This is a genomic window from Streptomyces sp. NPDC049577, from assembly GCF_040675635.1.
Taxonomy (GTDB): Bacteria; Actinomycetota; Actinomycetes; order Streptomycetales; family Streptomycetaceae; genus Streptomyces.
Genome location: NZ_JBFAPH010000015.1, coordinates 1 through 24,939 on the forward strand (window position 1 = coordinate 1; position 24,939 = coordinate 24,939).

Here is a 24,939-nt window from a genome sequence, read left to right on the forward strand (position 1 = left end):
ACCCAGCCGGTCGCGCACCAGCACCAGTTCCTCGCGGCGCACGTCCCAGATGGCGAACGCGAAGATGCCCTCCAGCCGTTCGGCGAAGGAGGGCCGACGTCGTCGCCCACCAGGTCAGCCTGATCAGCCTGCAGGCGGGCGCGGTGCAGATCAGCACGGAGGACACCCGGGCCCGCGCCGGGGCCCGGACGATCCGCGAGCTGTCGGTGCGCACCCTGGACGAGCTGCGGCACATGGTCGGCATCCTGCGCGCGGCCGGGGCGGACACCGAGGAGCTCACCCCGCAGCCGCGCCTGGCGGACCTGCCCCGGCTGGTCGAGCTGAGCGCGCTGGACGTCGTCTTCGAGGACACCAGCGCGCCGCGGGAGGAGGGGTGCGAGCGTTCGGAGGCCGCGGAGCGGGCCGCCTTCCGCACGGTGCAGGAGGCGCTGACCAATGTGCGCAAGCACGCGCCCGGTGCCCGGGTGCGGGTGAACGTGGCCGAGGAGGACGGGCAGCTGCTGGTCGAGGTCCGCAACGGGCCGCCGGACGCGACCGTGCCGGCTCCGGAGCTGCCGGGCGGGGGGCACGGCCTGGTGGGGCTGCGCGAGCGGGCGCAGAGCCTGGGCGGCACGCTGGAGGCGCACGCCACGGAGGACGGCGGCTTCGTGGTGCGGGCGGCGTTCCCCCGGGAGAACGGCCGCTGAGCACGCGGCCGCGGCTACGCCGTCATCCGGCCGTCCGTCTTCTCCGCCGTCGCGCTGTCGAGGTCCGGGTAGACCTCGAAGAGGCGGCGCACCCCCAGCGCGGCCAGCACCCTGTTGACGTGGGAGCCCTCCACGGCCCCCTGCGCGGGCAGGATCAGCCGCAGCCGTCCCTGGCAGGAGCGCATCAGCCGCCGGGCGGCGATCAGCACCCCCACCCCGCTGGAGTCGCAGAACCGTACCTCGCCGAGGTCGAGCACCAGGCTCCGCCTGCCGTCGGCGACCGCGTCGTGCACGTGCTGGCGGACGGCCGGCGCGGTCACCAGATCCATCTCGCCGCAGACCTGGAGCACGGCCCAGTCCCCCCGCTCGCGCTCCAACACCTTCAACGTCACGTGCTCGAGCCCCTTCACTAGGTGTTCCCTTGCTCGGAATGGACCCTTCCGCGGTGTGACCTGCCCGGGTCCTCCCCCGTGAAACACCGCCTGGCATACGCCGGCCGCTGCCTGGCCCATTCCCCGCCCGGGCCCTTGACTCCCCTGGATCCGGTCACACCCGCATAACACATCGGCACATTCGAGCAAGGACGATCAGCACCGATCGGCTTTCTTGACGGGAAATCCCCCCAAAGCGACCGCCCCCATATCACCGGCGACCGCTTCCGGTCAGGAGTTCATGGTTCTTCCCCGCGAACCGACGGCCGGCGGCCGGTCCTGCGACTACATTCGGGGCGTACGGCCGTCCAACGGCCGTGCGTACGCCAGGGGCTGAGGGCACACGGGACGGGAGGGGGCCGGGCCGGCATGGCGCAGGACGCACCACCCCGGTGGGACCGCAAGATGCAGCAGCGGCTCGCGCACGGCGAGGCCGCCGCGCTCGGCGAGCTCTACGACCGCTTCGCCTCGCTCGTGCACGGCCTCGCCCACCGCGTCCTGGACGACGAGCGCGGCGCCGACCGCGTCACCCGTGACGTCTTCGGCTACGTCTGGGAGCACCCCGAGGCCTACGACCCGCACGAGGGCTCGCTGCGCGCCTGGCTCGCCGGGCTCGCCCACCGGCACGCCGTCGGCCGGCTGCGGCGCGAGGAGAGCGACGGCGAGTCCACGCCGGAGGAGGTCGAGGAGAAGGTCCGCGCCGCGTCCGCCGCGGCCCGCGCCGACTACATCGTCACCTCCATGCCGGCACCCCTGCGCGCCGCGCTCGACCTGGCCTACTTCCGCCGCCTCGACTACCGGCAGACCGCCGCCCGCCTCGGCGTCACCGAGGAGGAGGCCCGGCGCCGGCTCCGGCTCGGGCTGCAACTGCTGTCCACCGCCCACGACGGGCCGCGCGCGGTGTCCCGATGAGCCCGGACGCCCCGCGCCCGCACGGCGACACCGCGCTGCCCCGCATACCCCCGCCCCGCACCGCCGCGGACGACCACACCGGATGGACCCCCGGCAGGCCGGCCGCGTCCGCTCCGCCGCTGCCGCACCCGGTGCTCAAGTCGCTGCTGGGCGCCTGGGCGCTGTCCGCCTGCTCCGCCGAGGAGACGGCCGCCGTCGAGGCCCATCTGACCGACTGCGCCGACTGCGCCGACGAGGCCCGCCGGCTGCGCGAGGCGGTCGCCCTGCTGCACCCCGAGGACAGTCTCGACCTCGACCCCTCCCTGCGCTCCCGCGTGCTCGCCGGCGCGCTCGGCCGGCGCCCCGCCCGGGTGCCCGTGCCGGACTGGGCGGCGCCGTACGAGGCCGAGACCGCCCGGCTGGACGCCCTCCTGCGCGACATCGGCGAGGCGGAGTGGCGCGCCCCGGTCCGGCTCACCTGGTTCGACGGACGGCGCCCCGCCGCGCGTGACGTGACGGTCGCCGATGTGATCAACCATCTGGCGGCCGTCGACGGACTGCTCACCGGCGCCCTCGGTCTGCCCGACCCGCTCGGCGCCGAGGCGCCCCGCGCCCCCGCCGGGCGCACCGCGGCCGCCTGGTCCGCCGCGCCCTGTGATCCGCCGCCGGACGCGATACGCGGCGCCTGGCGCGGCCAGAGCCGCTCCCTGATCCGCGCGGCGTCCTTCGCGGACGGCGGCGTGGCCGGCGCCACGGTGGACTACGGGGCCCTGGAGTTCGGGGCCCAGGGGTACGGGGCCCAGGAGTTCGGGGACTTCGCGCTTCCCCTGCGCGACGCCTTCGTGGACCGCGCCTTCGAGTGCTGGACGCACGCCGAGGACATCGCGGAGGCCGTCGACTACCCGTACGCGCCGCCCGTGCCCGGCCATCTCCACCCCATGGTCGACCTGGCGGCCCGGCTCCTGCCCGAGGTCATAGCGGCCCGCCGGCGCGCGGGCCTCGCCCCGCCGGCCCCCACGCTCGTCGCCGCGGGCGCGCCGGGGCGCACCCTCCACCTGGAGATCGAGGGCAACGGGGGCGGTCACTGGTACATCCCGCTGGACTCCCCGGCCGCCCGCGCCACCGAGGAGAGGACGGTGGCCCATGTGGCCCTGGACGCCCTGGAGTTCTGCCGGCTGGCCGCGGGTCATGTCCCACCCCACGACGCGGCAGCCGGCCGGCAGGGAGACGAGGAAGCGGTGAGGGACGTCCTGTACGCGACGGCGTCGCTGTCGCGTATGTGACGCCTACGCGAACACGACGGTCCGCGTCCCGTTCAGAAGAACGCGGTGCTCGCTGTGCCACTTCACGGCCCGCGCCAGCGCCTGGCACTCCACGTCCCGCCCGATCGCCACCAGCTGCTCCGGCGTGACCTCGTGCCCCACGCGCTCGACCTCCTGCTCGATGATCGGGCCCTCGTCGAGGTCGGCCGTGACGTAGTGCGCCGTCGCCCCGATCAGCTTCACACCGCGCGCGTGCGCCTGGTGGTACGGCTTCGCGCCCTTGAAGCTCGGCAGGAAGGAGTGGTGGATGTTGATGATCCGGCCCGACAGCTCCTTGCACAGCTGATCGGAGAGGACCTGCATGTAACGGGCGAGTACCACCAGCTCGACGTTCTCGGAACGCACGATCTCCAGGAGCCGGGCCTCCGCCTCGGCCTTGTTCTCCTTCGTCACCGGAATGTGGTGGAAGGGGACGCCGTACGACCCGACGAGCTCGGCGAAGTCGGTGTGGTTGGAGACGACCGCCGCGATCTCGACCGGCAGCGCGCCGATGCTCGCGCGGAACAGCAGGTCGTTCAGGCAGTGCCCGAACTTCGACACCATCAGCACGACGCGCATCCGCTCGTCGGCCCGGTGGATCTGCCAGTCCATGCCGAACGAGTCCCCGACCGCCGCGAAACTGGCCCGCAGCTTCTCCACGGTCACCGGCGGCTCCGCCGCGAAGTGGACCCGCATGAAGAAGAGCCCGGTGTCCTGGTCGCCGAACTGCCGGCTGTCCTCGATGTTGCAGCCGGTCATGAAGAGGTAGCTGGACACCGCGTGCACGATGCCCCGCCGGTCCGGGCAGGACAGGGTGAGGACGTACTGTTCGGAGGGCTGCGAGGCGTTCATAGCCCAATAGCGTCGCACACCTCAGAGCCTGGTCAGCGCCTCCAGCACGTCCAGCGTGCGCGGCGGGGCCTCCGGATCGTCGCCGTCGTTCACGGCCAGCCGGACGTGCGCCTCGCGTGCCGCCCGCACGGCCTCGGCCCAGCCGTGGTGCTCCAGGTACGCCGACACCGGCGCGTCCGCCCCCACCTGGTGCATGATCCGCAGCACCCGCAGTACCGCCGTGTCGACCAGCGCGGCCTCGCCCGAGTCCCGGAACACCGTGCCGACGTACTTCTCGGCCGACCAGTTGTCCAGCCAGGAGTCCTCCACCAGCCGGTAGACGGCGTCGGTCACGTCCCCGTACCCCGCACGGCCGGCGAGCCAGCACTCTCGCTGGAAGACCGGGTCCGAGAGCATGTGCAGCGCGGAGCGCACATTCGCACGCCAGCGCCACCACGGCATGTCATTGAGCGGCATACCGTCCATGGTGGTCGAGCGGCGGCCGCGGCGGGAAGACTTCTCCGAACCTTGCACAGCAGTCGATCGTACGTTCCCGCCGGGCGCGGCTCACAGCTGCGTCCACTCCCGCTTCGGCAGTCCGTACTTCTGGGCGATCGGGGCCCACAGGTCGGCCGCCCTCTTCTTGGCAGCGGTGGCATCGCCGCTGGCGCGGTCGCCGGCCACCGAGTCCCCGCTGGGCCGGGCGTGGCCCTTGACGCAACCGTGCTTGCCGCGCACCTGGTCGGCCCAGGCCGCGTAGTGCGTGTCGGCGGAGGCGGACGCCTGCCACGCCTTGGTCAGCGCTCCGGTGAGCTCGGTGGACGAGGGCAGCTTGTCGACGGTGGTCTGCTGGAGTCGCGTGACGAGCCCGTTGCGCTGGCCGGCGGCGTCCCGCAGATCGGTCGCGGACTTATCGAGGTCCTTGCACGCGCGGGTGGCGTCCACGGCCTTGATGACGGCGCCGCGGCTGCTGCCGCTGTCCTTCAGCAGCGCGTCGAGCGCCTTGGCCTGCGCCTCGGCGGGATCGGCGGGTTTGTCCGTCTTGCCGCCGTCCTTCGCACCGCCGTCGTCCTGGGAGGTCCCGCCGCCCGGCGCGTCGCTGGCCGCGGCGGCGTTCTGCGGTCCGCTCTTGTCGCCCCCGCCGCTGAGCAGCGCGCCGGCGCCGAGCCCGGCGACGGCGCAGCCGGCGACGACCGCACCGACGATCACGGCGGGCGAGAACCTGCGCCGCGCGGCGGGCGGAGGCGGCGGCGGGGCGGCGTACTGCGCGGCGTGCGGGCCGGCGGGCGGCGCCGAGTGCGGCGGTACGGCGGCCGGGCGCGGCGCCGTGGCGGGGGCGGGCGGCGCGCCGTGCGGCGGCGTGGGGGCGGGGCCGGCGCCCGGCGGGGGCGGCAGGGGCGAGAACCGCTGGGTGGCCGCGGCGGCGGAGGAGCGGAACAGCGTGTCGAACTCGGCGGGGGTGGAGCGCCCGGCCTCGGCGGACGGCCCGGTGACGGGCGGCAGGACCTGGGTGGGCTCGCTGTGCTCGAACGGGGCTCCGCCCACCGGCGGCAGGAACTGCGTGGGATCCGCGTCGCCGAAGGGCGCGGGCTCGCCGGGGGGCCTGGTCGGCGGGAGCAGCTGCGTGGCGTCGGAGGAGGAGGATGCCCCGTAGGCCCCGTACACCCCGGGTGCGCCGGGTATGGGCGGGCTGCCGGCCGGGTTTCCGACCGGGGGCAGGTACTGGGTGGCCTCGGAGTCGCCGCCCGGCACCTCCGGCGGGAGGGGTGAACGCGCGACGCCGTCGTGCGCGGGCCGCGGCTGCGGCTCGTTTCCCTGTCCGCTCTGCGTCACGGGGACTCCTAGGGCTGTGCGGGCTGACCAAACCGGCGGCTCACGCTACCGGTTCGCTCCCGCGTTCGCCCGTTCCCCCCGGCGGGGAGGGGGCGGCCGTGACACGGCCGCCCCGGAACTGTTACGCCGCCTGGACCTCCATCCGCGCCCCGAACTCCCGCACCACCGATTCCTCCCGGTACGGCTCCAACCGCTGCTGGAAGTCCTCCAGGTACTCCGCGCCCCGGTTCGACCGCAGCGTCCCGAGCAGTTCCAGCGCCCGGGTGCCCGTCACACAGGCCTCCTCGATCTCGCGCTGCTGCACATGGGCCGTGGCCAGCAGCAGCATGCCGATCGCCCGCCGTCGCACACGGCCGCGCGGATGCCCCGCGATGGCCTCCTCCGCGTGCCGCCGCGCGGCCTCGGCCTGGCCGAGATCGCGGTGGCAGTGCGCCAGTTCGTCGGCGAGGTACGCCTGGTCGAAGTGGCGGATCCAGGACGGGTCGTCGCCCGAGTCCGTGTCGTTGTCGGCGGCCTCCAGCCGCGAGACGGCCTTGGCGGCGACGGTCTGGCAGGAGCGCGCGTCGCCGAGCAGCGCGTGGCCGCGCGCCTCGGCGGCGTAGAACATGGCCTCGGCCCGGGGCGTGACGTGCCCCCGTGCCCCCTCCTGCGCGGCCTTCGCCAACTGCGCGATCTCGCGCGGGTTGCCGAGGGAGGCGGCGAGGTGGCTCATGCTGGCGGCCAGCACGTACCCCCCGTATCCGCGGTCCCCCGCGGCCTGGGCGAGCCGCAGCGCCTGGATGTAGTAGCGCTGGGCGAGCCCGGGCTGCCCGGTGTCGACGGCCATGTACCCCGCGAGCTCGGTCAGCCGCGCGACGGCGGCGAACAGCTCCCGCCCGACGGCCTCCCGGTACGAGCCCGCCAGCAAACCGGAGACGACGCTGTTCAGATAGTGGACGACGACGGGGCGTACATGCCCGCTGCCGTACCGGTGGTCGAGCTCGACGAGCGCCTCGGTGGTGGCCCGCACCGCCTCGACGTCGGACACCCCGACCCGGGCGCCCGCGCTGCGCGCGACCTGCGGATCGGCGGCGGTGATCAGCCAGTCCCGGCTCGGTTCGACAAGGGCGGACGACGCGACGGACGTTCCGCTCAGGAAGTCCCGCCGTCCGACGTCACTGCGCCACAGCTCGCAAACCTGCTCGATAGCCCCCAGAACAGTGGGAGAGAACTGCAGTCCGACGCCGGACGCGAGGTTCTTCCCGTTGGCCATGCCGATCTCGTCGATCGTGACGGTGCGGCCGAGCTTGCGCCCGAGCGCCTCGGCGATGACGGCCGGCGCCCGCCCCCTCGGCTGCTGCCCGCGCAGCCAGCGCGCCACGGACGTCTTGTCGTACCGCAGATCGAGACCGTGCTCGGCGCCGCACATGTTGACGCGGCGCGCCAGACCGGCGTTGGAACAGCCGGCCTCCTGGATCAGCGCCTGCAGCCGTTCGTTCGGCTGCCGGGCGACGAGTGGCCGTGCGGCCATGGTGTACCCCCTGAGACTGCTATGCGTTCGCAATGCCGAACGCGATCACGACGTGGACCGCGCGAGGCGGAGCGACTGAGACGGCCAAGACGGCTGTGAACGCCTTCACCCGTGATCTTTGCCCCCTGAATATCCGGAGAATGCGGGACTTGCCGGAATTGCTGTGAATGACGCGAGAGGCCCCGTGGGATCCGAGGTGCCCCGCAGTGGCTACCCCTTCGCGGCGGCGAACCCCCGCCTGCGCCCCCGTACATGCATCCGTGCGCCCCATGTGCTGTCACCACCCGGAGGGGGACGAGGCGGACAAGCCCGGCCCAGAGCCGTAACCCCCGGTGACGAGGGAAGTTGTGATGGACGTGGAAGAGACCATCGGAGTAGGAGCCCCGCACATTCCCCAACAGCGCGGTGAACGCGAGCGCGTGCTCGACGCGGCCGTGCGGTACGCGGAAGAGCGGCACTGGGACGTATTCGCCGGCACCTGGCTGGAGGCCGACAGCGGCCGCGAGCGCTGCTCGTGCGGCGAGCTCGACTGCCCCGCGCCGGGGGCGCACCCGTCGCGGCCGGACTGGGCCGCCCAGGCCACCGGCAGCGCGTCGGCCGCGCGCCGGATCTGGGCCAAGCAGCCCCGTGCCTCGGTGCTGCTGCCCACGGGGCGGACCTTCGACGCGCTGGACGTCTCCGAGTCGGCCGGCTTCCTGGCGCTGGCCCGGATGGAGCGGATGGAGATCCAGCTCGGGCCGATCACCTGCACGCCCTTCCGCCGGATGCTGTTCTTCGTACTGCCGGGCGGCGCCCTCAAGGTGGCCGACGCGGCGCGCAAGCTCGGCTGGTCGCCCGCCTCGCTGGACCTGATCCCGCGGGGCGAGGGCGACTACGTGGTGGCGCCGCCGACCCGCGTCGGCAACCGCGGCCCCGTGCAGTGGGCCCGCCAGCCGACGGCGGCCAACCGCTGGCTGCCGGACGCCGAGGAGCTCGTCAGCGCCCTCGCGTACGCCTGCGGCCGCGAGGCGGCCGACGCGCGCTGCCGCTGAAATCCGCCGGGTGCCCTCCTCCTTCTGTGCCCGCCCCCGATCGCTGACATTTGTCAGCTGCCCCCGCTCCGGCCCGCCCTTAGCCTGAGACCGGGGGCGGGCCCAACGGCCGTCCGGCCGGACGCGCGTTCCCCACAGCACCACACCCACACGGGGAACGAGGAAAGCAAGTGGAACAGGAAGCGGCGCCCGCGGCGGAGCAGGGCAGGTCCGCCGCCGTGCGGATCGAAGGACTCTGGAAGAGCTTCGGCCGGCAGGTGGCGGTCGCGGGGATCGACCTGGAGATACCCGCCGGCCGGTTCGTCGGCCTGGTCGGCCCGAACGGCGCGGGGAAGACGACGACGCTCTCCATGGTCACCGGGCTGCTCCGGCCGGACGCCGGCCGGGTGGAGATCGCGGGGCACGACGTCTGGCAGGACCCGGCGGCGGTGAAGGCCCGGATCGGCGTCCTGCCCGAGGGCCTGCGGATGTTCGAGCGGCTGTCCGGCCGCGAACTGCTCGCCTACACCGGCCGGCTGCGCGGTCTGCCCGGCGACGAGGTCGACAAGCGGGCCACCCAGCTCCTCGACGTACTCGACCTCGCCGGCGCCCAGCACAAGCTGGTGATCGACTACTCCACCGGCATGCGCAAGAAGATCGGTCTGGCCGCCGCGCTGCTGCACAACCCCGAAGTCCTCTTCCTCGACGAGCCGTTCGAGGGTGTCGACCCGGTGTCCGCACAGACGATCCGCACGGTGCTGGAGCGCTACACCGCCTCGGGCGCCACCGTGATCTTCTCCAGCCATGTGATGGAGCTGGTGGAATCCCTCTGCTCCTGGGTCGCGGTCATGGCGGCGGGCCGCATCCGCGCCCAGGGTCCGCTCGCCGAGGTGCGCGGTTCCGCGCCGACCCTCCAGGACTCCTTCCTCGAACTGGTCGGCGCGCGGGCGCGGGGCACGGACGAGAACCTCGACTGGCTGGGCGGCAGCGCGCGATGAGCACCCCCACCGCCACGACCCCCGTCCTCCTCTCCACGCTCGTCCGGATCAAGCTGGCTCTGCTGCGCAACGGCCTGCTCAAGTCCTCCGGCCGCAAGGCCGTCTACATCACCTCGCTGGTCCTCACCGCGCTCTTCGCGGCGCTCCAGCTGCTCGGACTGGTCCTGCTGCGCGGCGACGCGCACGCCGCCGCCCTGACCGTGCCGCTCGCGGCCGTGCTGGCGCTCGGCTGGGCGGTCGTACCGCTCTTCTTCTCCGGCGGCGACGAGACCCTGGACACCACCAAGCTGGTGATGCTGCCGCTGCGGCCCGGTCCGCTCGTGGTGGCGCTGCTGGCGGCCTCGGTGGTCGGCATCGGCCCCGGCTTCACCCTGATCATGTTCATCGGCTCCGTCATCGCCACCGCGCACAACGCCGTCGCGTTCGTCGTCGGCGTGCCGGCCGCGCTGCTGGCCCTGCTGCTGTGCCTGGCGCTGGCACGAGCGGTCGCGACCGCCAACGTCCGGCTGCTGACCAGCCGCAAGGGCCGCGAACTGGCCCTGCTGAGCGGCCTGATCGTGGCCGTCGGGATGCAGTTCGTCAGCCTCGCCATGAACAAGCTGGACACCACCCACGGGCTGGCCCGGCTGGAGCCCATGGCGGACGTGGCGCGCTGGGTGCCGCCGGGCTCGGCGCTGGACGCGGTCCGCGCGGCGAGCGAGGGCGCGTACGGACGGGCGGCGCTCGACCTGGCCCTGACCGCCGTGGCGCTGGCCGCGGTGCTGTGGTGGTGGCAGCGCGTCCTGGCCACGTCGATGACGTCGGCGGACGCCTCCACGATCGGCGCCGCCGACCCGAAGCGGACCACCGGCCGGAAGGCGCGGCCGGGTTCCGGGGCGGCCGCGCTGCTGCCCGGCGGCCGGACCGGCACGGTCATGCAGCGCTCCCTGCGCTACATGGCCCGTGACCCCAAGATGAAGATGGGCTGGACGTCCGCGCTGCTCATGGGCCTGGTGATCCCGGTCGTCAACGCCGCGCAGGGCAACGGCAGCATCTACTACTCCTTCCTCGCGGCCTTCATGCTGGGCATGCAGATGTCCAACCAGTTCGGCCAGGACGGATCGGCGTTCTGGATGGTGCTCCAGACGATCGCCTCGCCGCGCGACGCGTACGCCGAACTGCGCGCCCGCGCGCTGGCCATCGCACTGATCGCCGTCCCGTACGTCACGCTGGTCGTGTTCGTCACGGCCGGGCTGACGGGCGACTGGCGGAGCATGCCGATGGTCTGGGGGCTGTGCCTGGCCGTGGTGGGCGCGCTGTTCGCGACGGGCGCGACGGCGTCGGTGCGGTACCCGTACTCGATCCCGCAGGAGGGCGCGTTCAAGAACGTCGCGCCCGGGCAGGCCGGCATCGCCTGGATGAGCATGCTGCTCGGCGCGCTGGTGAGCGCGGCCCTGTGCCTGCCCTTCCTCGGACTGGCGCTCTGGCTGCACTCGATGGACTCGCCGGCCCTGCTGTGGGCCCTCGTGCCCGCCGGCGCCGGCTACGGCCTGCTGGCCGCCCGGTGCGGCCTGCGGTTCGCGGCCCCGCAGGTGGCGCGGCGCCTGCCGGAGATCCTGGCGGCGGTCACCAAGGGCTGAGGGCCCCGGGGGTGTCCGGCCGGGCTCACCCGGGCGACATCTCCGCGGCCTGCTCCACGTACGCGTCGGGCCGCACCAGCAGACTCGTCCCGCTCGCGTCGGCACGGGTGACGGTGATGACGGGGAACTTCCCCGTCGCCGCCGGGGCGTTGGCGCCGCGCGGCAGGACGCGTACGTACGTGCCGGCGCGGAGCGCCTCGTACAGCCGGGCCGGGGCGCCGTCGCGCTCGGCGAGCGGCAGGTCGGGCGCCCGGTGGCCGACGAGGGGGTGCGAGCCGGGCGGCGCCGGGTAGTGGATGCCGAGCCCGGAGACGAAGAGGGCGGCACGGCGCACGGCGAAGGGCGTGAGGTAGGCGCCGAGGATGGCCGCGTTGCGCAGACCGCGGGTGGCACGGGAGTTGGCCAGGGCCGCGCGCACCAGGCCGCCGCTGGCGCGCAGCACGAGCCTGCCGACGGGATGGCGCTCGTCGTGGTAGCTGTCGAGCAGGCCGTCGTCGGCCTGGCCCTTGACGACGGCGGCGAGCTTCCAGCCGAGGTTGGCGGCGTCCTGCATCCCGGTGTTCATGCCCATGCCGCCGGCGGGCGAGTGGACGTGGGCGGCGTCACCCGCGAGGAAGACGCGGCCGTCGCGGTAGCGGGGCACCTGGCGCTCGTCGCTGTGGAAGCGGGAGGTCCAGCGGGCGTCCCGCATGCCGAAGTCCGTGCCGAAGGCGGCCCGGGTGACGGCGCGCAGGCTGTCCATGTCGACGGGGGCGTCGGCGGGCAGGTCGCTGCCGCGCTCCCAGGCGATGACCCGGTACCAGCCGTCGCCGAAGGAGGCGACGAACGCGAAACCCTCGGCGACACCCCGGAAGGCGGGCACCTCACCGGGCGCGGTGTCCATCCGCACATCGGCGAGCATGACCGAGCGCAGCACGGACCGGCCGGGGAAGGGCATGCCGAGCGCCTGCCGGACGGCGCTGTGCACGCCGTCCGCGCCGACGGCGTACCGGGCGCGCAGGGCGAGGGGGCCGCCGTCCCCCTCGGCGGGCCCGACGTCCAGGGTGACGCCGTCCGCGTCCTGGCGCACGCCGGTCACCCGGGCGCCGCGCCGGATCTCCGCGCCGTGCTCGACGGCGCGCTCCTCCAGCAGCCGCTCGGTCTCGTACTGGGGGGTCATCAGGACACCGGCGAAACGGCTGGGAAGCGCCGTCAGATCGGCCCGGGTGGGGCCGAAGAAGCGGATGCCGGAGAGGAAGTCGCCGGTGGCGAGCAGCCGCTCGGCGAGCGAGCGGATGTCGAGCACCTCGAGCGTGCGGGCGTGCACGGCGAAGGCGCGGGTGAGGTTGGACTCCTGGTCGCGGCGCTCCAGCAGGACGACCCGCACACCGGCGGCGGCGAGATCTCCCGCGAGCAGCAGCCCGGTCGGGCCGGCTCCGACGACCAGCACATCCGCGTCGAACGGGGGATCGGTTCGGGGTGACATGACAGCTCCCGGGGGTGCGTCGCTCAGAGGCGTGTCCGCTGTACCGCCTCCCTTCCAGTGCACACCCGGCGGCGCCTTATGTCAACGCTCGTTGAATTAATGCGCCCGAGATGGTCCGGGGGGCCGCGAAGGGGCGCGGGAAACCGCGCGACCAGCCACCACGCACCCGCAGGGTGACGTGGCGGACTCCCGGCGGAGCGCTCAGGCGGGGACCGCCGCCTCCAGAAAGGGCTCGGCGACCCGGCGCCAGCCGTCGGGCTGCTCGTAGTGGACGAGATGCCCGGCGTCCGGGATCTCGGCGTAGTGTCCGCGGGGCAGGACGCGGACCATCTCCTGGGCCTCCGCCCGGCCCAGCGCGCCGTCGAGCCCCCGCACGACGAGCGTCGGGCACTCGACCAGCGCCAGCTCCTCCCAGTGCGCGTCGTGCGCGTAGGCCTCACGGGCCAGCAGCATCTGGCGGCGGAAGAACAGCGGACGCCAGCCGTCGGCCCGCTCGGCCATCACCTCGGCGTAGAAGTCGCCCCGGGCCGGGGCGGGACGCTCCAGCGTCGGATCCTCCTCGGCGAACCAGCGGCGCACATCGGCCAGCGTGGCGAAGGGCACCGGCCAGGACCTGAACCACTCCGTCCACTGCCGCTGGGTGGCCGCGCCGAGGGCGGAGGCCCGCATGTCGAGGATGACCAGCGCCCGGACCAGGTCCGGCCGGCGGGCGGCCAGCTGCCAGGCCGTGAGCGCGCCCATCGCGTGCCCGATGAGGGTGACGGGCGCGAGGCCGAGCTGCTCGATGACGGCCTCGGCATCGGCCACATAGGCATCGAGGACATAGGGGCCGCTGACCGGCTTCTCACTGCGGCCGTGCCCGCGCTGGTCGAGGGCGATGGCGCGATAGCGGGGCGAGAGCCAGCGGGCCGTCTCCGCCCAGTGCGCGGCCCGGCCCAGCAGTCCGTGCAGCAGCAGGACACCGCCGCCTCCGGCCTCGGCGACCGGGCTGTCGCCCTTCTGGGGCGGGTCGGCGAACTCCCAGGCGGCGAGACGCACGCCGCCGCTCCCGTTCACATCGATGCGCCGCACCATGAGTCCTGGCACCCCCACTTCTCCCCCGAGCAGCTCTCCAACCCTATGGAACTCGCATTCGAGCGCATGGCTCCGACGCACAACACCCCTCGTTCGAGTGACCTGGCCACAGGATTGGCCAGCGTCGACAAGGGGAGAAATCGACCTGGGCGCGGACCGCTCGGGGAAGAAGGTCCGCGCGGCGCACCCTGAGAGCTCGGGGCTCCGGGTCGCCACGGGGGAAAACGGGGAGGTGGGGCCCCGGCTGCCCGTGCGGGAGCCGGGGCCCTTTGCCGTCGTGGAGGGCACAGGGGTGCGACAGGGCGGACGTGCGGCCCACTGCCCTCATGCGCATGCCCCCTCCCCAGGTCGCGGCGTACGCGCATATGCCTCAGCGCCAGCGTGGCATGCCGCGGGCGCATGCGCGCCGATTCCGGCGATTCCCGCCCGGAATCAAGGGCGTTGACCATAGCCGACACCACCGGGAAGCGGAGGGCGGCGACCCGCCGGGCGGGCCGCCCGTCCGGCGGCCGTGCGTATCGTCCCTACGTACGGAATACGTACGCGGTGGCGCGCAACGGCGCTGGTCAGCGCTTGGCGACGAAGACGTGCGCCGCGATCTCGGACGGGAGCTCGGCGGCCTCGCCACTGCTGCCCACCATCACCCCACCGGGCGACTCCGTCACACTGACCACGGCACCGGGCTGCACTCCCGCGCGGCGCAGGGTGTACATCAGCTGGGCGTCGGTCTGGATGGGCTCGCCGATACGGCGGACGACCACGGTCTTGCCCTCGGTGCCGGACTCGAGGTCCATGAGGCTGACCATGCCGTCGTTGAGGAACGGGTCGGGCTCGGCCTTCTCGCCCAGCTCGTCCAGGCCCGGGATGGGGTTGCCGTACGGGGACTCCGTCGGGTGGCGCAGCAGCTCCAGCACGCGGCGCTCCACGGCCTCGCTCATCACGTGCTCCCAGCGGCAGGCCTCGGCGTGCACCTGCTCCCACTCCAGGCCGATCACGTCGACCAGCAGGCACTCGGCCAGCCGGTGCTTGCGCATGACGCGGGTCGCCAGCTGGCGGCCCTCCTCGGTGAGCTCCAGATGCCGGTCGCCGGCGACGGTGACCAGGCCGTCCCGCTCCATGCGGGCCACGGTCTGGCTCACAGTGGGGCCGCTCTGGTCGAGCCGCTCGGCGATGCGGGCGCGCATGGGGACCACACCTTCCTCTTCCAGCTCAAGGATGGTGCGGAGATACATCTCCGTGGTGTCGATCAGTCCGGACATGCGTGCCCCTCGATAAGTCGTGCGCTGGCCCTCTCACCAATTCTGACGCATCGCACCGACAAGGGGGTCGTGGACGCCTCAGCCGGGCCCGTCGTATTGACAGGGCCCCGGTCCAGCCCGCAACGTGATCGGCGCGCCGACGCGAAAGGAGCTGCGCAGCGATGAGCGAGAACGAGCTGGCCGGCCAGTTCTTCGACGCCGCGGTCGCGCTGCTGCGGCGCGTGCGCGACGAGGAGGCCGGCCGCATCGCCGCCGCCGGCTCCCTGCTCGCCGACGCCGTCGTGGCCGGCGGCCGGCTCTTCGTCTTCGGTGCCGGCCACTCCGCGATCGCCGCCCAGGACGTGGTCTACCGAGCCGGCGGCCTCGCGCTCATGAACCTCCTGGCCGTGCCGGGCGCCGTCGGCGTCGACGTGGTGCCGGCCACGCTCGGCAGCGCGCTGGAGCGCGTGGACGGGCTCGCCGGCGCCGTCCTCGACAGCAGCCCGGCACGGGCCGGCGACGTACTGATCGTCGTGTCGCTGTCCGGGCGCAATTCCCTGCCCGTGGAGATGGCCGTGAACGCCCGCGCGCTCGGGCTGAAGGTCATCGGTGTGACGTCGCTCGCCTACGCGGAGGAGACGAAATCGCGGCACGCGTCCGGAACGTTCCTGAAGGACCACTGCGACCTCGTCCTCGACACCAAGATCGCGGTGGGGGACGCGGAGCTCCGTGCGGAGGGCGTCGACGCCCCGTTCGGCCCGGCGTCCACGGTCGTGGCCACCGCCCTCCTCCAGGCCGTCGTCGCCACGGCCGCCGGCGAACTCGCCGACCGCGGCCACACCCCTCCGATGCTCCGCTCCGGCAACGTGGACGGCGGCCACGAATGGAACGGCCAGATCCTGGACGCGTACGCGGACCGCATCTTCTTCCGCCACCGCTAGGCCGTGCGGCCGGCTGCCCAGTTTCGGCCCGGGCCCCGGGGGCCGTGGGGGATCACCGATCCCCCACCCCCTCCCCGCCGCAACGGCGACCGGCCGGGACGGCGAGGGTCCGGCGGAAGGGACACCACCTCAGCCCGTACCACCCCGGCCGTCAGGCCGGTTCGGCACCGCCGGACACGAACGTCCTGGCTGCTCGGCGTCGCGGCGGAGAAGAGAACCCGGACCGGCCCGGGGGCCGCGGGGGATCACCGATCCCCACCCTCTTCCCGCCGCAACGGCGACCGGCCGAAACGGCGAGGGCCCGGCGGAATGGACACCACCTCAGCCCGTACCACCCCGGCGGAGAAGAGAACCTGGACCGGCCCGGGGGCCGTGGGGGATCACCGATCCCCACCCTCTTCCCGCCGCAACGGCGACCGGCCGGGACGGCGAGGGCCCGGCGGAATGGACAGAAGAGAACCCGGACCGGACCGGGGGCCGTGGGGGTCGCCGCTTACAGCGGGTGCCGGGCCGTGCCCCGGTCGGCCAGGTCGAGGGAGGCCGCCACGCGGCCCGCGATGTCTTCCGCGTATGTCGCGTCCGCGCGGTCGAAGGGGCGGCGGGAGGGGCCGCGGAGGAAGGTGAGGGCGCCGAGGGTGCGCCCGCGGCTGCGGAGGGCGGTGGAGAGGGCGTGCTGGGTGCCGTCGGGCCACTTGCGGGCCGCCGCCCAGTCGCGCGAGCGGTCGGAGGCGGCCCGTACGGAGCCGCACCGCTCCACGGCCTGGAGCGCCGGGTGGCCCTCCCGGTACGGCACGGGAAGCCCGCCGCCGGCGACCGGGCACTGGCCCGGCGGGCCGGCCGGCGTCACCGCGGCGCGGACCAGGCGGATCGGCGCGTCCGGGGCCGGCCGCGGGTCGGTGAGCAGGTCGATCAGCGCGTGGTCGGCGAAGCCGGCCAGCGCGAAGTCCATGTAGAGCGCGGCGGCCTCCATCGGGTCCTCGCACTCGGCGACCGCCCGCCCCGCCCGGTGCAACTGGCTGGTGCGGAAGCGCAGCCGCGCGTTCTCCTGTTCGGCCAGCCGCGACTTCGTGACGTCGAGGAAGAGCCAGGCGACGCCCAGCGGCACGGGCTCCTCGACGAGCGGGCTGGACAGCCGCACGAAACCGCTGCGCCAGCAGCGCCGTTCCGGCCGGTCGTTGCCGCCGCCCCCGGCGCCCCGGACGGATACCCACAGCTCGGTGGGCGCGGGCGGCGCGCCGGCCGCCAGGACGTGCTGCAGGGCGGTCTCGACCTCCTCCACGCCCTGGTCGAGCAGATCGCCGAGCGGCCGTCCCAGCAGTGCCGTGCGGCTGCTGCGCAGGGCCCGCGCGGCGTGCGCGTTGGCGAGGGCGGGGCGCAGGTCCGCGTCGACCAGCACCACGCCCCACGACGCGTCGCCGAAGAGCGCCTCGCTGAGCGCGACGGACCGCTCCAGGTCGAGCTGGGTGTGGACCTCGCTGAAGGCGCAGTAGACGCCGGCGGGTCTGCCGTCCGCGCCGGGCACGGCGGAGGACTGGACGCGTACGAGGACCCGCCCGCCGTCCTTCGTCAGCAGCGCGAACTCGTCGACCTGCCGGCCCGGTGACTTCATCACGCCCAGCAGCCGGCCGGTGACCTCCTCGGCGTCCGCCTCCCGCACGGCCCAGCCGGCGAGCCCGCGACGGCCGACGGCCTCCTCGGCGGACCAGCCGAGTATCCGCTCGGCCTCGCGGTTCCAGTGGGTGACGGTGCCGTCCGCGTCGAAGGCGCACAACGCGGCGTCCATGCCGTCGAGGAGCGCCGCCAGCAGATCGTGGTCGTCGCTGTCGGAGGCCGCCGCGGCCGGCCCTGAGTGGTGTGGAGCGGTCACGGGATACCCCCTGCTGGACGCGTCTGCATGTCCTGCACGACGGGTCATTCAACTCGACCACGCCCGGCACCGCGCCGTCTTCCGCGAAATCGGGCCACCGGAAATTCGGTTGTCGCGGCGAAAGCCGGTTCCTAGGCTGTGGGGCACACGAGAAGGGAGGTGGTTCGGGACATGATTTCTTTCCGGACGCGTGAGGTGACTGCGGGCTAGCGCCCGTTGTCGCGTAGTACGCGGTGCCGGCGCCGCCGGCCAATCCCATGCAGTCACCCGATCCGTGGGCCGCCAAGTCCGTCCGGCTTGGCACCGCCGCGCCGCTCAGGCGCGGCGGTCACCGGCCCACGGATCGTCTGCGTTCGGGGGTCCTCCGCCCGGCGCTACGGGCAGAGCCGCTCCACGCGCCAGCCGGCCGCCCCTTCCGCCTTCTTCTCCGCCTCTTCCCGCACGTACCGCAGCCGGTCGTGCAAGCGGTTCTCGCGGCCCTGCCAGAACTCCACGGTCTCCGCCGCCACACGGAAGCCGCCCCACTGCGGGGGCAGCGGCACGGGCTCGCCCTCCGGGTAGCGGGCGGCCAGCCGTTCGTAGGCCGCGTCGATCTCGGCCCGCGAGGAGACCACCGAGGACTGCGCGCTGGCCCAGGCGCCGATCTGCGAGCCGTGCGGCCGCGAGTGGAAGTACGCGGCCGTCTCCTCGCGGCTCACCCGCTCGGCCGTCCCGGTGACGATGACCTGGCGGGCCAGCGAGTGCCAGGGGAACAGCAGCGACACGTAGGGATTCGCGGCGATCTCCCCGGCCTTGCGGGAGCCGTAGTTCGTGAAGAAGACGAAGCCCTGCTCGTCGAAGCCCTTCATGAGCACGGTCCGCGAGCTGGGCCGGCCGGCCGCGTCGGCGGTCGAGACGATCATGGCGTTGGGTTCCAGGAGCCCGCTGGCGGTCGTCTGCGCGAACCACCGCGCGAACTGCTCGTACGGACTGTCGGCCAGTTCCCGTTCCGTCAGCCCTTCGGAGCGGTACTGGGCACGCATGGTGGCGGGGTCGAGATCGTCGGCGTGGGACACGGCCCTCATCTTGCAGGACGGACGCCCCCGTCCGCCGCTGTGTGCCGCACATCACCTTCCCTCGCATGAGGGGGACCCACCAAAATCACGGGTGGACAGCTGTGGCCATCGGACAGTACCGGCTATCGTGTCCGGCCCGGGCCGACTCCGGCATCCTGCGGAGGGCGGGTGAAGAACCGGGTGAAGTACCCGCCCACGGGGCATGACCGGGTTGACCGAAACGGACCGCGAACCGCTCAGGTGGACGCGTAACCGGTTCGGCGACGAAGGAACAGACACCGCAGCCGACGTCTTTTGCCCGGCCGGAGATCCCGGCACGGTCAGCAGTCGCTTGTCGCACACATCATGAGGAGCCGCCTGATGTCCGACTTCGTACCCGGACTCGAGGGAGTCGTCGCGTTCGAAACGGAGATCGCCGAACCCGACAAGGAAGGCGGCTCGCTCCGCTACCGAGGCGTCGACATCGAGGACCTGGTCGGCAACGTCTCCTTCGGGAACGTCTGGGGACTGCTCGTCGACGGCTCGTTCAACCCGGGGCTGCCGCCCGCCGAGCCCTTCCCGATCCCGGTCCACTCGGGTGACATCCGCGTCGACGTCCAGTCCGCGCTCGCGATGCTCGCCCCGGTCTGGGGCCTGAAGCCGCTGCTGGACATCGACGAGGCCACCGCCCGCGACAACCTCGCCCGCGCCGCCGTCATGGCCCTGTCGTACGTCGCCCAGTCGGCGCGCGGCCAGGGCCTGCCGATGGTGCCGCAGCGCGAGATCGACAAGGCGGAGACCGTGGTCGAGCGCTTCATGAAGCGCTGGCGCGGCGAGCCCGACCCCCGCCACGTCAAGGCCGTCGACGCCTACTGGACCTCGGCCGCCGAGCACGGCATGAACGCCTCCACCTTCACCGCCCGCGTCATCGCCTCCACCGGCGCCGACGTGGCCGCCGCCCTCTCCGGCGCGGTCGGCGCCATGTCCGGCCCGCTGCACGGCGGCGCGCCGTCCCGCGTCCTCGGCATGATCGAGGAGATCGAGCGCACCGGCGACGCCATGGCGTACGTCAAGGGCGCGCTGGACAAGGGCGAGCGCCTGATGGGCTTCGGCCACCGCGTCTACCGTGCCGAGGACCCGCGCGCCCGCGTGCTGCGCCGCACGGCCAAGGAGCTCGGCGCCCCGCGCTTCGAGGTCGCCGAGGCGCTGGAGAAGGCCGCGCTGGAGGAGCTGCACAACCGCCGCCCGGACCGCGTCCTGGCGACGAACGTGGAGTTCTGGGCGGCCATCGTCCTGGACTTCGCCGAGGTGCCGGCGCACATGTTCACCTCGATGTTCACCTGCGCCCGTACGGCCGGCTGGAGCGCCCACATCCTGGAGCAGAAGCGCACGGGCCGCCTCGTCCGCCCGTCGGCCCGCTACGTGGGCCCGGGCCCGCGCAGCCCGCGCGAGGTCGAGGGCTACGAGGACACCTCGGGCGTCAAGGCCTGAGGGCACAGGGCGTGACGCGTCCCCGCCGGGCAGGACCGGCGGGGACGCGTGCGTCGGCCTGTTCGGGTCCGACCGGTACCCCGCGCGCCTCCGCCGCGTCAACACCGCTCCGGGATGCGAACGTCGACCCGTTCGCAGAACCGCCCCGGCGGCGCGAACTTCATGGTTCGCCTCCCCTCAGCGGCCCCTGTCCAACGGCTCACTGTCGAGCACGTCGTCCAGCATCCGGGCCCACTGCGCGACCACCCGTGCGCGCCGCGCGGAGTCGTCGGTCAGCAGGTCGGCGAGCCCGAGGCCGCGGGCCATGTCGAGGATGCCCTGGACGGCCTCGCGGACGCCGGGGCGGCGTTCGTCCGCGCCCAGCAGCTCGACGGCCATGCGATGCGTCTCCCGGCCGAGCCGGACCTCCAGGGCGGTCACCCGGGGCCGCAGTTGGTCCTCGTGCGCGGCGGCCGCCCACAGCTGCACCGCGGCGCGGAAGAGCGGGCCGGTGTACAGCTCGGCCAGCTGTGCGACCACCGCGTAGCGGCGGGCCGGGCCGACGATGAGGGCGGCCGCCGCGAGCGTGGCGCGCAGCGCCGCCGTCCGTTCCTCCGCGACGAACTCCACGGCGGCGGTGAAGAGGTCTTCCCGGGTGCGGAAGTGGTGCTGGGCGGCACCGCGGGAGACACCGGCCCGTTCGGCGACGACCGCCACGGTCGACCCGGCCCAGCCGTGCTCCGCGAGGCAGGCGATGGCGGCGTCCAGCAAGCGCTGCCGGGTCGCTCTGCTGCGGTCCTGCTTGGGGCTCCTGGCGGTCACCGTGCCCATGCCGGGTCCCGCCGTTCCAGGAAGGCCGTCATGCCCTCGCGGGCCTCGGCGGAGGCGAAGAGCCGGGCGGACAACGCGGCGAGGTCGTCGGCGTCCCGGTCGAAGGCGCGCAGCACCCCGGCCGTCACCAGGCGCTTGGACTCGGCGAGGCCCTGCGGGGAGCCGCGCCGCAGTCCGTCGAGCACCGGTTCCAGGGCCTTGCCGGGGTCCTCGGCCGCCGCGCTGATCAGCCCGATGCGGGCCGCTTCCCGCGCGTCGAACCGTTCACCCGTCAGGTAGTACCGGGCTGCCGCGCGGGCGTCGATGCGCGGCAGCAGCGGCAGGGATATGACGGCGGGGGCGAGCCCGATGCGCGCCTCGGTGAAGGCGAACGAGGCGTCCTCCCCCGCGACCGCGATGTCGCAGGCCCCGAGCAGCCCGAGCCCGCCGGCCCGGACGTGTCCGGCGACCCGGGCGACGACCGGTTTGGGCAGTTCCAGGATGGTGCGGAGCAGCCGCACGAGGTCGTCCGGTCCGGTCGGCCTGCGATCGCGCAGATCGGCGCCTGCGCAGAACGTGTTGCCGGTGTGCGTCAGCACGACGGCCCGCGTCCCGGCGTCCCGCACCGCGTCACCGAGCGCGTCGTGGAGTTCGCCGACGAGAGCGGCGGAGAGGGCGTTGCGGTTGTGCGGCGAGTCGAGGGTCAGGGTGGTGACGCCGTCTTCGTGGGAGCGGCGGATCAGCATGGGCCACGTCCTAGTTCTCCGTCAGTACGACTTGGGAAGCCCCAGCGTCTGGTGCGACACGTAGTTGAGGATCATCTCGCGGCTGACCGGTGCCACGCGCGTGACCCGGGTCGCCGTGATCATCGCGGCCAGGCCGTACTCCGTGGTCAGCCCGTTGCCGCCGAGGGTGTGCACGGCCTGGTCGACAGCGCGCACGGCGGCTTCCGCGGCCGCGTACTTGGCCATGTTGGCGGCCTCCCCGGCACCCGCGTCGTCACCGGCGTCGTACAGCTGCGCGGCCTTGTACATCATCAGCCGGGCCAGCTCGATCTCGATGTGCGCCTGCGCGAGCGGATGCGCGATCGCCTGGTGGGCGCCGATAGGCTCCCGCCACACCCGCCGGGTGCGGGCGTAGTCGACGGCCCGTCCGAGGGCGTGGCGGCCCATGCCGACGGCGAAGGCGGCGGTCATGATGCGCTCGGGGTTCAGCCCGGCGAACAGTTGCAGCAGTCCGGCGTCCTCGTCACCGACCAGGGCGTCACCGGGCAGCCGCACATCGTCCAGCACCAGCTCGAACTGCTTCTCCGGCGAGGCGACTTCCATGGGGATGGGCCGCCGCGTGAACCCGGGGGCGTCGCGCGGGACGATGAACAGGCAGGGCTTGAGGGTGCCGGTGCGGGCGTCCTCGGTGCGTCCGACGATCAGCGTGGCGTCGGCGGCGTCGACGCCGGAGATGAAGACCTTGCGCCCGTTCAGCACCCACTGGCCGCCCTCCCGCCGGGCGGTCGTGGTCAGACGGTGGGAGTTGGATCCGGCCTCGGGTTCGGTGATGCCGAAGGCCATGACGAGGGAGCCGGAGCAGAGTCCGGGCAGCCAGGCGCGCCTCTGCTCCTCGGTGCCGAAACGGGCGATGACCGTGCCGCAGATGGCGGGCGAGACAACCATCATGAGCAGCGGGCAGCCGGCGGCGCCCAGCTCCTCCAGGACGAGGGTGAGCTCGGTGATGCCGGCCCCTCCCCCGCCGTACTCCGCGGGCAGGTTCACGCCGAGGTAGCCCAGCTTGCCGGCCTCCGCCCACAGCTCCCGCGCATGCGTACCGTCGCGCACGGCGGCGGCCATGTACGCGCGCCCGTACCGGGCGGCCAGGGCGGCGACGGCCGCGCGCAGGGCCCGGTGTTCGCCGGACTCGACCAGGCTCATGGGCTGATCTCCTTCTCGGTGGCGGCACGGGCATCGGCGCCGGCAGCGGTGTCGGCATCGGTTCCGGCACTGGCTTCGGCATCGGTTCCGGCACCGGTTCCGGCTGCGGTCACGACGGCGAGCAGGGCCCCGGCCTCGACCTGCCGGCCGGCGGCGACGTGCAGCGCGCTGACCGTGCCATCGGTGGGCGCGACCACGCGGTGCTCCATCTTCATGGCCTCCAGCCACAGCAGCGGCTGTCCGGCCCGTACGTCCGCCCCGGGCCCGACCCCGTCCGCGACGCGCACGACGGTGCCGGGCATGGGTGCGAGCAGTGCCCCGGGCTCCGGGGGCCGGTCGGCGGGGTCGGGGAACCGGGGCAGGGCGGTCAGGGCGTACGGGCCGGCGTGCAGGCGGGTGCCGTAGGAGGCGACGGGCAGCGTCCGGGCGACCCCGCCGACGTCGAGGACGACGCGGTCGGCTCCGGCGTGGAGCACCCGTACGCCGGGGCAGTCCTCGGGGACCAGGCCGTCCCGCGTGCGGCGGTACCGGATCTCGTGCTCGGTGCCGTCCGGCTCGGAGCGGTACCGCTTGGTCTGCGCCTGCGACGGCACGTTGCGCCAGGCGCCGAGGCGGTGCCCGTGTGCCGCCGCGTCGGCGAGGGCGGCCGCCAGCGCGCCGAGGCGGGCGTCCTGCGGCGCGGTGAGCCCGGCGAGGCGGCGGTCGAGGAAGCCGGTGTCGGGGATGCCGTCGGCGAACTCGGGATGCCGCAGCGCGGCCACGCACAGGTCCCGGTTGGTGCACGGTCCGTGGATCTCCGCGCGCTCCAGCGCGTGCGCGAGCCGGCGCACGGCCTCGGCGCGCGTGGGGGCCCAGGCGACGACCTTGGCGAGGAGCGCGTCGTAGTGCGGACCGACGGAATCACCGTCCGCGTACCCGGCGTCCACCCGGACGTTCCCCGGTACGGCCAGCCGGTGGAGCGTCCCCGTCTGCGCCGCCCAGTCCCGGCCCGGGTCCTCCGCGTACAGCCGTGCCTCCACGGCGTGCCCGGCCGCGACCGGCCGCGGCTGTCCGGCCAGTCGCGCGCCCTCCGCGACACGCAGTTGCAGCGCCACCAGGTCCAGCCCGCCGTACACCGCCTCGGTCACCGGGTGCTCGACCTGGAGCCGGGTGTTCATCTCCAGGAAGTACGGACGGCCGTCCGCCAGCAGGAACTCGACCGTCCCCGCGCCCACGTAGCCGACGGCCCGGGCGACCGCGACGGCCCAGGCGCACAGCGCGTCCCGCACGCTCTCCGTGAGGCCGGGCGCGGGTGCCTCCTCCACGACCTTCTGGTGGCGCCGCTGGAGCGAGCAGTCGCGCGTGCCCAGCGCCCAGACCTCGCCGTGCGCGTCGGCGAGCACCTGGACCTCCACATGCCGGCCGCCCTCCACGAAGGGTTCGACGAAGACGTCACCGTCCCCGAAGGCGGCCTCGGCCTCCGCCCGGGCGGACGCCACCTCGCCGCCCAGCAGCGCGAGGTCGCGGACGACCCGCATGCCGCGTCCGCCGCCGCCGGCCGCCGCCTTGACGAGGACGGGCAGGTCGCCGGGGCCCACCCGTGCGGGATCCAGCGGCTCCAGCACCGGCACACCCGCGTCCGTGGCGATCCGTTTGGCACGCGTCTTGGAGGCCATGGTCGCGATCGCGTCCGGCGGCGGACCGATCCACACCAGCCCGGCGTCCAGCACGGCCCGCGCGAAACCGGCGCTCTCGGCGAGGAAGCCGTACCCGGGGTGCACGGCGTCGGCGCCGGCCGCGAGGGCGGCCCGTACGAGCGCGTCGGCCCGCAGATAGGTGTCGGCGGGCGCGACGCCGGGCAGCCGCACGGCGGCGTCGGCCTCGCGCACATGCAGTGCTCCGGCGTCGGCGTCCGAGTGGACGGCGACGGTGGCGATGCCGAGCTCCCGGCAGGTGCGGAAGACGCGGCAGGCGATCTCACCGCGGTTGGCGACCAGCACGGAACGGATCACGATCACAGCCCCCG

The 24,939-nt window shown here is 74.0% G+C and carries 21 protein-coding genes and 2 pseudogenes; 8 read left to right on the top strand and 15 right to left on the bottom strand.

Annotated features, from left to right (window positions below; translation table 11 throughout):
* Window positions 1-81, bottom strand: a pseudogene (locus tag AB0K09_RS03695) (hypothetical protein); the annotation flags it as partial.
* 14 nt (window positions 82-95) lie between these two features.
* On the opposite strand from AB0K09_RS03695, the pseudogene AB0K09_RS03700 reads away from it, so the two are divergent.
* A pseudogene (locus AB0K09_RS03700) lies at window positions 96-686 on the top strand (ATP-binding protein); the annotation flags it as partial.
* A gap of 14 nt (window positions 687-700) precedes the next feature.
* Here AB0K09_RS03700 and AB0K09_RS03705 read toward each other — a convergent pair.
* Window positions 701-1,078, bottom strand: a complete 378-nt coding sequence (locus AB0K09_RS03705; RefSeq protein ID WP_366063610.1) for an STAS domain-containing protein — start codon at window positions 1,076-1,078, stop codon at window positions 701-703.
* Between the two features lie 408 nt (window positions 1,079-1,486).
* Between AB0K09_RS03705 and AB0K09_RS03710 the strand changes: the two genes are divergently transcribed.
* Entirely contained in the window at window positions 1,487-2,029 is a 543-nt protein-coding gene (locus tag AB0K09_RS03710; protein ID WP_366063611.1) for a sigma-70 family RNA polymerase sigma factor, read from the top strand.
* Window positions 2,026-3,291 (top strand): zf-HC2 domain-containing protein, encoded by a 1,266-nt coding sequence (locus AB0K09_RS03715; protein ID WP_366063612.1) that lies wholly within the window; start codon window positions 2,026-2,028, stop codon window positions 3,289-3,291. The genes AB0K09_RS03710 and AB0K09_RS03715 overlap by 4 nt, the downstream gene beginning before the upstream one ends.
* A 3-nt stretch (window positions 3,292-3,294) precedes the next feature.
* On the opposite strand, the gene purU is transcribed toward AB0K09_RS03715, so the two are convergent.
* The 4 genes from purU to AB0K09_RS03735 form a co-directional block, all read right to left on the bottom strand.
* Window positions 3,295-4,161, bottom strand: a complete 867-nt coding sequence (gene purU, locus AB0K09_RS03720) for a formyltetrahydrofolate deformylase (RefSeq protein ID WP_366063613.1) — start codon at window positions 4,159-4,161, stop codon at window positions 3,295-3,297.
* 21 nt (window positions 4,162-4,182) lie between these two features.
* Window positions 4,183-4,617 (bottom strand): hypothetical protein, encoded by a 435-nt coding sequence (locus AB0K09_RS03725; protein ID WP_366063614.1) that lies wholly within the window; start codon window positions 4,615-4,617, stop codon window positions 4,183-4,185.
* A gap of 90 nt (window positions 4,618-4,707) precedes the next feature.
* Window positions 4,708-5,973: a hypothetical protein gene (locus AB0K09_RS03730; protein ID WP_366063615.1), complete on the bottom strand. Its 1,266-nt coding sequence runs from the start codon at window positions 5,971-5,973 to the stop codon at window positions 4,708-4,710.
* Between the two features lie 121 nt (window positions 5,974-6,094).
* Window positions 6,095-7,483 carry a transcriptional regulator gene (locus AB0K09_RS03735; RefSeq protein WP_366063616.1) on the bottom strand — a complete coding sequence of 463 codons (1,389 nt, stop codon included), beginning with the start codon at window positions 7,481-7,483 and terminating at the stop codon, window positions 6,095-6,097.
* Between the two features lie 350 nt (window positions 7,484-7,833).
* Between AB0K09_RS03735 and AB0K09_RS03740 the strand changes: the two genes are divergently transcribed.
* The 3 genes from AB0K09_RS03740 (at window position 7,834) to AB0K09_RS03750 (ending at window position 11,110) form a co-directional block, all read left to right on the top strand.
* The gene (locus AB0K09_RS03740; protein ID WP_366063617.1) at window positions 7,834-8,514 is read left to right on the top strand and encodes a bifunctional DNA primase/polymerase; all 681 of its coding nucleotides are present in this window, start codon (window positions 7,834-7,836) and stop codon (window positions 8,512-8,514) included.
* 170 nt (window positions 8,515-8,684) lie between these two features.
* A complete protein-coding gene (locus AB0K09_RS03745; protein WP_366063618.1) occupies window positions 8,685-9,491 on the top strand; it encodes an ABC transporter ATP-binding protein in 807 nt (268 codons plus the stop codon).
* Window positions 9,488-11,110 carry a transporter gene (locus tag AB0K09_RS03750; protein ID WP_366063620.1) on the top strand — a complete coding sequence of 541 codons (1,623 nt, stop codon included), beginning with the start codon at window positions 9,488-9,490 and terminating at the stop codon, window positions 11,108-11,110. Before AB0K09_RS03745 ends, AB0K09_RS03750 begins: the two co-directional genes overlap by 4 nt.
* A gap of 25 nt (window positions 11,111-11,135) precedes the next feature.
* Here the strand turns inward: AB0K09_RS03750 and AB0K09_RS03755 are convergent, their stop codons facing one another.
* The 3 genes from AB0K09_RS03755 to AB0K09_RS03765 form a co-directional block, all read right to left on the bottom strand.
* The gene (locus AB0K09_RS03755) at window positions 11,136-12,575 is read right to left on the bottom strand and encodes an FAD-dependent monooxygenase (protein WP_366063622.1); all 1,440 of its coding nucleotides are present in this window, start codon (window positions 12,573-12,575) and stop codon (window positions 11,136-11,138) included.
* Window positions 12,576-12,776: 201 nt separating this feature from the next.
* Complete coding sequence (locus AB0K09_RS03760; protein ID WP_366063647.1) at window positions 12,777-13,649, bottom strand: alpha/beta hydrolase; 873 nt, start codon at window positions 13,647-13,649, stop codon at window positions 12,777-12,779.
* Window positions 13,650-14,215: 566 nt separating this feature from the next.
* The gene (locus tag AB0K09_RS03765) at window positions 14,216-14,908 is read right to left on the bottom strand and encodes a metal-dependent transcriptional regulator (protein WP_366063624.1); all 693 of its coding nucleotides are present in this window, start codon (window positions 14,906-14,908) and stop codon (window positions 14,216-14,218) included.
* A 161-nt stretch (window positions 14,909-15,069) separates the two neighbouring features.
* Between AB0K09_RS03765 and AB0K09_RS03770 the strand changes: the two genes are divergently transcribed.
* Entirely contained in the window at window positions 15,070-15,828 is a 759-nt protein-coding gene (locus AB0K09_RS03770; protein ID WP_366063625.1) for an SIS domain-containing protein, read from the top strand.
* Between the two features lie 493 nt (window positions 15,829-16,321).
* On the opposite strand, the gene AB0K09_RS03775 is transcribed toward AB0K09_RS03770, so the two are convergent.
* Together AB0K09_RS03775 and pdxH are read right to left on the bottom strand one after the other, a co-directional pair.
* Window positions 16,322-17,695, bottom strand: coding sequence for a PAS domain-containing protein (locus AB0K09_RS03775; protein ID WP_366063626.1), 1,374 nt, complete (start codon window positions 17,693-17,695; stop codon window positions 16,322-16,324).
* 374 nt (window positions 17,696-18,069) lie between these two features.
* A complete protein-coding gene (gene pdxH / locus AB0K09_RS03780; RefSeq protein WP_366063627.1) occupies window positions 18,070-18,759 on the bottom strand; it encodes a pyridoxamine 5'-phosphate oxidase in 690 nt (229 codons plus the stop codon).
* A 351-nt stretch (window positions 18,760-19,110) separates the two neighbouring features.
* On the opposite strand from pdxH, the gene AB0K09_RS03785 reads away from it, so the two are divergent.
* Window positions 19,111-20,220, top strand: a complete 1,110-nt coding sequence (locus AB0K09_RS03785; protein WP_366063628.1) for a citrate synthase 2 — start codon at window positions 19,111-19,113, stop codon at window positions 20,218-20,220.
* 177 nt (window positions 20,221-20,397) lie between these two features.
* On the opposite strand, the gene AB0K09_RS03790 is transcribed toward AB0K09_RS03785, so the two are convergent.
* The 4 genes from AB0K09_RS03790 to AB0K09_RS03805 are packed head-to-tail and all read right to left on the bottom strand — an operon-like array spanning window position 20,398 to window position 24,925.
* A complete protein-coding gene (locus tag AB0K09_RS03790; protein ID WP_366063629.1) occupies window positions 20,398-21,030 on the bottom strand; it encodes a TetR family transcriptional regulator in 633 nt (210 codons plus the stop codon).
* Window positions 21,018-21,755, bottom strand: a complete 738-nt coding sequence (locus tag AB0K09_RS03795) for an enoyl-CoA hydratase family protein (RefSeq protein ID WP_366063630.1) — start codon at window positions 21,753-21,755, stop codon at window positions 21,018-21,020. Before AB0K09_RS03795 ends, AB0K09_RS03790 begins: the two co-directional genes overlap by 13 nt.
* A 21-nt stretch (window positions 21,756-21,776) precedes the next feature.
* Window positions 21,777-22,934 carry an acyl-CoA dehydrogenase family protein gene (locus tag AB0K09_RS03800; RefSeq protein WP_366063631.1) on the bottom strand — a complete coding sequence of 386 codons (1,158 nt, stop codon included), beginning with the start codon at window positions 22,932-22,934 and terminating at the stop codon, window positions 21,777-21,779.
* Complete coding sequence (locus tag AB0K09_RS03805; RefSeq protein ID WP_366063632.1) at window positions 22,931-24,925, bottom strand: biotin carboxylase N-terminal domain-containing protein; 1,995 nt, start codon at window positions 24,923-24,925, stop codon at window positions 22,931-22,933. The genes AB0K09_RS03800 and AB0K09_RS03805 overlap by 4 nt, the downstream gene beginning before the upstream one ends.
* Window positions 24,926-24,939: the final 14 nt, after the last annotated feature.

Excerpts from the sequence above, each read along its gene's own strand:
- AB0K09_RS03710 (WP_366063611.1), top strand. The coding sequence starts at position 1,487 with ATGGCGCAGGACGCACCACCCCGGTGGGACCGCAAGATGCAGCAGCGG.
- AB0K09_RS03795 (WP_366063630.1), bottom strand. The coding sequence starts at position 21,755 with ATGCTGATCCGCCGCTCCCACGAAGACGGCGTCACCACCCTGACCCTC.
- AB0K09_RS03750 (WP_366063620.1), top strand. The coding sequence starts at position 9,488 with ATGAGCACCCCCACCGCCACGACCCCCGTCCTCCTCTCCACGCTCGTC.
- purU (WP_366063613.1), bottom strand. The coding sequence starts at position 4,161 with ATGAACGCCTCGCAGCCCTCCGAACAGTACGTCCTCACCCTGTCCTGC.
- AB0K09_RS03740 (WP_366063617.1), top strand. The coding sequence starts at position 7,834 with ATGGACGTGGAAGAGACCATCGGAGTAGGAGCCCCGCACATTCCCCAA.
- AB0K09_RS03800 (WP_366063631.1), bottom strand. The coding sequence starts at position 22,934 with ATGAGCCTGGTCGAGTCCGGCGAACACCGGGCCCTGCGCGCGGCCGTC.
- AB0K09_RS03765 (WP_366063624.1), bottom strand. The coding sequence starts at position 14,908 with ATGTCCGGACTGATCGACACCACGGAGATGTATCTCCGCACCATCCTT.
- AB0K09_RS03790 (WP_366063629.1), bottom strand. The coding sequence starts at position 21,030 with ATGGGCACGGTGACCGCCAGGAGCCCCAAGCAGGACCGCAGCAGAGCG.
- AB0K09_RS03770 (WP_366063625.1), top strand. The coding sequence starts at position 15,070 with ATGAGCGAGAACGAGCTGGCCGGCCAGTTCTTCGACGCCGCGGTCGCG.
- pdxH (WP_366063627.1), bottom strand. The coding sequence starts at position 18,759 with ATGAGGGCCGTGTCCCACGCCGACGATCTCGACCCCGCCACCATGCGT.
- AB0K09_RS03755 (WP_366063622.1), bottom strand. The coding sequence starts at position 12,575 with ATGTCACCCCGAACCGATCCCCCGTTCGACGCGGATGTGCTGGTCGTC.
- AB0K09_RS03715 (WP_366063612.1), top strand. The coding sequence starts at position 2,026 with ATGAGCCCGGACGCCCCGCGCCCGCACGGCGACACCGCGCTGCCCCGC.
- AB0K09_RS03725 (WP_366063614.1), bottom strand. The coding sequence starts at position 4,617 with ATGCCGCTCAATGACATGCCGTGGTGGCGCTGGCGTGCGAATGTGCGC.
- AB0K09_RS03735 (WP_366063616.1), bottom strand. The coding sequence starts at position 7,483 with ATGGCCGCACGGCCACTCGTCGCCCGGCAGCCGAACGAACGGCTGCAG.
- AB0K09_RS03760 (WP_366063647.1), bottom strand. The coding sequence starts at position 13,649 with ATGGTGCGGCGCATCGATGTGAACGGGAGCGGCGGCGTGCGTCTCGCC.
- AB0K09_RS03785 (WP_366063628.1), top strand. The coding sequence starts at position 19,111 with ATGTCCGACTTCGTACCCGGACTCGAGGGAGTCGTCGCGTTCGAAACG.